Origin of the sequence: Kitasatospora sp. NPDC018619, from assembly GCF_044391605.1 — a bacterium.
GTDB lineage: Bacteria > Actinomycetota > Actinomycetes > Streptomycetales > Streptomycetaceae > Kitasatospora.
Window position 1 is genome coordinate 430,692 of the sequence record NZ_JBISAI010000005.1, and the last position, 6,170, is coordinate 436,861.

At 76.2% G+C, this 6,170-nt stretch carries 5 protein-coding genes; all 5 read left to right on the top strand.

Going from position 1 to position 6,170, the window contains the following annotated elements:
* Positions 1-18 precede the first annotated feature (18 nt).
* A complete protein-coding gene (gene dpgB, locus ACH5AR_RS10865; RefSeq protein ID WP_396301036.1) occupies positions 19-729 on the top strand; it encodes an enoyl-CoA-hydratase DpgB in 711 nt (236 codons plus the stop codon).
* Between the two features lie 86 nt (positions 730-815).
* Positions 816-2,036 carry a (3,5-dihydroxyphenyl)acetyl-CoA 1,2-dioxygenase DpgC gene (gene dpgC / locus ACH5AR_RS10870; RefSeq protein ID WP_396301037.1) on the top strand — a complete coding sequence of 407 codons (1,221 nt, stop codon included), beginning with the start codon at positions 816-818 and terminating at the stop codon, positions 2,034-2,036.
* Positions 2,036-3,700 carry a thiamine pyrophosphate-binding protein gene (locus ACH5AR_RS10875; RefSeq protein WP_396301038.1) on the top strand — a complete coding sequence of 555 codons (1,665 nt, stop codon included), beginning with the start codon at positions 2,036-2,038 and terminating at the stop codon, positions 3,698-3,700. The genes dpgC and ACH5AR_RS10875 overlap by 1 nt, the downstream gene beginning before the upstream one ends.
* A gap of 77 nt (positions 3,701-3,777) precedes the next feature.
* Positions 3,778-5,217, top strand: coding sequence for an aldehyde dehydrogenase family protein (locus ACH5AR_RS10880; protein WP_396301039.1), 1,440 nt, complete (start codon positions 3,778-3,780; stop codon positions 5,215-5,217).
* Complete coding sequence (gene dpgD, locus ACH5AR_RS10885; RefSeq protein WP_396301040.1) at positions 5,217-6,017, top strand: enoyl-CoA-hydratase DpgD; 801 nt, start codon at positions 5,217-5,219, stop codon at positions 6,015-6,017. The genes ACH5AR_RS10880 and dpgD overlap by 1 nt, the downstream gene beginning before the upstream one ends.
* Positions 6,018-6,170 lie beyond the last annotated feature (153 nt).

Sequence of the window (6,170 nt, forward strand, 5' to 3'; positions counted from 1 at the left end):
TCCGAAAGAGGAACTCCCATGTCCGTCAGCGAACTGCTCCCCGAACGCACCGGGTCGACCGGGCGCCACGTCCTGGTCGACTGCTCCCAGCCGCTGACCGAGCAGCTGATCGGCCAGGTCGTCGAGGTCTGCGACGAGCTGGAGGACGCCGACCGGGCGACCTTCGCCGTGCTGCACGTCGAGGGCGCGCCCGGCGTCCGCGAGCAGGCCTGGCCCGGCGAGGTCGGCATCCACCTGGTCAACAAGTGGGAGCGCGCCCTGCGCCGCCTGGAGCGCGCCCCGGCCGCCGTCGTGGCGGTCGTGGCCGGCGAGTGCGCGGGCCCGGCGCTGGACCTGTTGCTGGCCGCCGACCACCGGATCGCCACCGCGGACACCCGGCTGAGCCCGGCCGTCACCGACGGCCGGCTCTGGCCCGGCATGGCCGTCCACCGGCTGGTCCAGCAGCTGGGCGTCGCCCGCGCCCGCCGCCTGGTGCTGTTCGGCGCCGAGGTCGGCGCGGCGGAAGGCGCCGAGCTGGGCCTGTTCGACCGGGTGGTCGAGGACCGGGCCGCCGTCGGCGCCGTCGTCGAGGACGTCGCCGCACGGCTCGGCGGCCTGGTCGGCGGGGAGCTGGCGATCCGCCGCCGGCTGCTGCTGGACGCCACCACCACCAGCTTCGAGGAGTCGCTCGGCGCCCACCTGGCGGCCTGCGACCGGACGCTCCGCAGCCGGTCCGCCGACCGCGCCTGACCCGCCCCGCGCCCGGCCCGCCCCGCGCCCGGCGGGCCCGGGCGCCCGGACCGCCCCGTACCCGAACACCGAGGGAAGCAGCTGTCATGACCGTCCCCGTCTTCACCCTGGACACCGCGCGCAGCGTGGACACCGCCGCGGAGGCCAGGCTGTCCCGGCAGCGCTTCCTGCGCGAGCACGTCGCGGAGGTCTACGGCGCGCTCACCGAGCAGCGCACCGTCCACCTGCGGCTGGACGAGCTGCTGCGCCGGGCCGGGGAGCGCTACCCCGGCCTGGTGCCCGGCGAGGCGCAGCTGGCCGCCGAGCGCGGGCTGCGGCAGGCCGACAAGGAGGGCCTGGAGATCGACCAGGCCGTCTTCCTCCAGGCCGTCCTCGCCCACCCCGAGTGCGGCCGGCACCTGATCGACGCGATGCTGCGCCCCACCGAGCGGGCGCTCGCCCTGCTCGACGGGTACAGCCGCACCGGCCGCGCCGACCTCGGCGTGGTGCGGATCGAGCGCCGCGGTGCCACCGCCCACGTGACGATCCACAACGACCACTGCCTGAACGCCGAGACCAACGCCCATGTCGAGGACATGGAGACCGCGGTGGACCTCGTCCTGCTGGACCCGGCCACCGAGGTCGGCGTGGTGCGCGGCGGCGAGATGACCCACCGGCGCTACCTGGGCCGCCGGGTGTTCAGCGCCGGGATCAACCTCACCGAGCTGCACGAGGGCACCATCTCGTACGCCGACTTCCTGATGCGCCGGGAGATCGGCTACCTCAACAAGATCTACCGCGGCCTGCTCGTCGACGAGGACCGCGCGTGGCCCCAGCGCACGCTGGAGAAGCCGTGGGTGGCCGCCGTGGACACCTTCGCGATCGGCGGCGGCGCGCAGCTGCTGATGGTCTTCGACCACGTGATCGCCGCCGCCGACAGCTACTTCAGCCTGCCGGCCGCCCAGGAGGGCATCGTCCCCGGCCTCGGCAACCTGCGCCTGACCCGGCTGGCCGGCGGCCGGGTCTCCCGCCAGGTGATCCTCTCCGGGCGCAAGATCTGGGCCACCGAGCCCGCCGCCGCCGCGCTGTTCGACGAGGTGGTCGAGCCCCGGGCGGTGGACGCCGCGGTGGAGGCCGCCGCCCTGCGGCTGGCCAACCCCGCGGTGGTCGCCAACCGGCACATGCTCCACCACGCCGAGGAGCCGGTCGAGGCCTTCCGCCACTACCTCGCCGAGTTCGCCCTCCAGCAGGCCCTGCGGCTGTACGGGCTGGACGTGATCGCGAAGGTCGGCGCGTCCTGGACCCGCCGCCCCGCCGAGGACGCCTGATGCGCCCCGTCGACGCGATGCTGGAGATCCTCCGGGCCGAGGGCGTCACCACCGTCTTCGGCAACCCGGGCACCAGCGAACTGCCCTTCACCGACGCGCTCAGCGCCGCCGGGGACATCGACTACGTGCTCGGCGCCCACGAGGGCTCGGTGGTCGCCATGGCGGACGGCTACGCCCGGGCCACCGGCCGCACCGCCTTCGTCAGCCTGCACATCGCGGCCGGCCTCGCCAACGGCCTGGTCGGGCTGCTCAACGCCAGCCGCTCCCGCACCCCGATGGTCGTCACCGCGGGCCAGCAGGACCGCCGCCACCTGGCCGGCGACCCGATGCTCTCGGGCGACCTGGTCGGCCTGGCCTCCGCCGCCGTCAAGCAGACCTTCGACGTCCAGCACGCCCACGACCTGCCGGTGATGCTCACCCGGGCCTTCGCCGCCGCCCGCCGCACCCCCGCCGGGCCGGTGTTCCTGTCCATCCCGATGGACCTGCTCGCCGAGGACGGCCCTGTCGAGCTGCCAGGGCGCTCCACCGTCACCCCGCAGGGCCCGGCCACCGAACTCGCCGCCGCCGCCGGCCTGCTGGCCGCCGCCGAGCGGCCCGCCCTGGTGGCCGGGGACGCCGTCGGCCGCGACGGGGCGGTGGCCGAACTCGTCGCGCTGGCCGAGGCGCTCGGCGCGGTGACGTACCACCAGCCGATGAACGACAACCTCGACTTCCCCACCTCGCACCCGCTGTACGGCGGCATGCTGGGCGCCACCCACGCCGCGATCCGGGAGGCCCTGGCCGCCCACGACACCGTCCTGATCGTCGGCACCCACGCCTTCATGGCGCACCACTACACCCCCGGCTCCCCGATCCCCGACGGCACCACCGTCCTCCAACTGGACGCCGACGCCGCCGAACTCGGCCGCAACTTCGGCGTCCGCCTGGGCCTGCACGGCGCGCTGAAGCCCTCCCTGGCCGCCCTCGCGGAAGGCCTGGCCGGACGCGTCCCGCAGGCCGCCGCCCGCACCGCCGCCGCCGGCCGGCGGGCCGCGGAGGCCCGGGCCGCCACCGACCGCGCCGCGCTCGCCGCCTACGGGCCGGGCCCGCTCGACCCGCTGGCCGCCGCCCACGCGGTGGCCGCCGGGCTGCCCGAGGACGCGGTGGTGGTCGAGGAGGCCATCACCACCGGCCTGCGGCTGCGCCAGGTGCTCCGCCAGGACCGCCCCGGCTCGTACCTGCACACCGTCGGCGGCGGCCTCGGCCACGGCATCGGCGCCGCGATCGGCCGCCGGATGGGCGACGCCGGCCGCCCGGTGGTCGCCGTCCTCGGCGACGGCTGCGCGATGTTCGGCCTCCAGGGCCTGTGGGCGGCCGGGCACTACGGCGTGCCGGTCACCTTCGTGGTGATGAACAACGGCGAGTACCGCACCCTCAAGGAGACCCTGGACACCTGGGACAGCCGCTCCACCCGGGGCGGCCGCTACCTCGGCCTGGACCTGGCCTTCGGCCCGGACAGCGGCCGCCACCGGCTGGACTTCCGGGCCGCCGCCGAGTTCTTCGGCATCGAGGCCGTGCGGGTCTCCCACCCCGCCGAACTCACCGAGACCGTCGCCAAGTCGGCGTCCGCGACCGCGCCGCTCCTGGTCGACGTGCCCATCACCGGGCACACCCCGCCTCGTTGAACCCGGGGCGCACCCGACGGGCGCGCCCCGGCACTCCGTCCGTCGAGGCCGAACCACAGACAAGGGAGGTGGCCGCGATGAGCGGTCTCATTCAGCTGGACGCCGGGCCCGACCCGGCGCTGTCCGGCGGCGCGCACCAGGTCCGCGAGCCCGCCACCGGACACCCGATCGCCGTCGTCGCGCTGGCCGCCGCCAGGGACGTGGACAACGCCGTGGCCGCCGCCGCGAAGGCGCAGCCCGCCTGGGCGGCGACCCCGGCGACCGCGCGCGCCGCCGTGCTGCGCCGCGCCGCCGCCGCCCTGGAGCGCCACCGCGCGGAGGTCGCCGGGCTGCTGGTCCGCGAGGGCGGAGCGGTGCGCGGCAAGGCCGAGTTCGAGGTCGGCGCCGTGCTCGACGAGCTGTGGTCCGCCGCCGCGCTGCCCACCCGCCCCCACGGCCACCTGCTGGCCGCCGAACCGGGCCGGGAGAGCCACGGCCGCCGCGTCCCGCTCGGCGTGGTCGGCGTGATCAGCCCCTGGAACGTCCCGCTGGTGCTGGCGATGCGCGCGGTCGCCCCCGCGCTGGCCCTCGGCAACGCCGTCGTGGTCAAGCCCGACGTGCTCACCGCCGTCTGCGGCGGCGGGGTGATCGCCCGGCTCTTCGAGGAGGCCGGCCTGCCCGAGGGCCTGCTGCACGTGCTGCCCGGCGGCGCCGACGTCGGCGAGGCCCTCGTCCGGCACCCCGAGGTCCCGATGATCGCCTTCACCGGCTCCAGCGCCGTCGGGGCCGAGATCGGCGCCGTCGCCGGCCGGATGCTCAAGCGCGTCTCGCTCGAACTCGGCGGCAACAACGCCCTGATCGTCCTCGACGACGCCGACCTCGACGCCGCGGCCTCGGCCGGGGCCTGGGGCTCGTTCTTCCACCAGGGCCAGATCTGCATGGCCGCCGGGCGCCACCTGGTGCACGAGGCGGTCGCCGAGCGGTACCTGGAGCTGCTCGCCGAGCGGGCCCGGCGGCTGCGCCTCGGGGACCCGTACCGCGAGGACGTCGACCTCGGCCCGATCATCGGCGAGCGCCAGCTCGACCGGGTCGAGCGGATCGTCCGCACGTCGGTGGCGGCCGGTGCCCTGGTGCTGGCCGGCGGCGCCCGGCGCGGCCCCTACTTCGAGCCCACCGTGCTCGCCGGGGTGACCCCGGACATGCCCGCCTTCACCGAGGAGGTCTTCGGGCCGGTCGCCCCCGTCACCGTGTTCGCCGACGACGAGCAGGCCGTCGAGCTGGCCAACCGGACGGCGTACGGCCTCTGCGCCGCCGTCCAGACCGGCTCGGTGCGGCGCGGCCGGGCGATCGCCGACCGGCTGCGGGCCGGCATGGTCCACATCAACGACCAGACCATCAACGACGAGGCCCACGTGCCGCACGGCGGTTTCGGCGCCTCCGGCAACGGCAGCCGGCACGGCTCCGAGCACAGCTGGGACGAGTACACCCAGTGGCAGTGGCTGACCGTCCGCGAGACCCCGGCGAGGTACCCGTTCTGATGACCGGTCTGACACGGGTGCGGTACGAGAAGCGGGACAGGGTCGGCTACGTCACCCTCGACCGGCCCGAGGTGCTCAACGCGATGGACCTGCGGATGCACGAGGAGCTGTGCGGGGTCTGGGACGACGTCGAGGCCGACCCCGACGTCTGGGTGGTGGTGTTGGCCGGCGCCGGGGAGCGGGCCTTCTCGGTCGGCCAGGACCTCAAGGAGCTCGGCGAACGCGTCCGGGCCGGCACCGCCGCCTCCACCTTCGGCAGCCGCGGCAAGCCCGGCTTCCCCCGGCTCACCGAGCGGTTCGCGCTCGCCAAGCCGGTGGTCGCCCGGGTCCAGGGCTTCGCCATGGGCGGCGGCTTCGAACTGGCGCTGGCCTGCGACATCATCGTCGCCGCCGAGGACGCCGTGTTCGCGCTGCCCGAGGCGAAGCTCGGCCTGATCGCCGGCGCCGGCGGGGTCTTCCGGCTGGCCCAGCAGCTGCCCTACCGGGCGGCACTGGGACACCTGATGACGGGCCGTCGGCTGAGCGCCCGGCGCGCCCTGGAGTACGGGCTGGTCAACGACGTCGTCCCGGCCGGGGAGCTGGACGCCTGCGTGGACGGCTGGGTGCGCGACATCCTGCGCTGCGCCCCGCTGTCCGTGCGCGCGGTCAAGGAGGCGGCGGCCAAGGCCCTCACCGCGCCGCTGGAGCAGTCCTTCGCCACCCGCTACGTCTGGGAGGAGCGCCGGATGCACAGCCGGGACGCCGAGGAGGGCCCGCTGGCCTTCCTGGAGAAGCGCGAACCGGAGTGGACCGGCACCTGACACGGCGCGGACGGCGACGAGGAGGCCGCCCCCCGGGGGGCCCCCCGGGGGCCCCCCCCGCGGCCCCCCCCCGGGGGGGGGGGCCCCGACCGGGCCCCCACCCCGCGCGGGGGCCCGGGGTGCACGGCCCGGCCCCCCCGCGCGCTAAAGGCG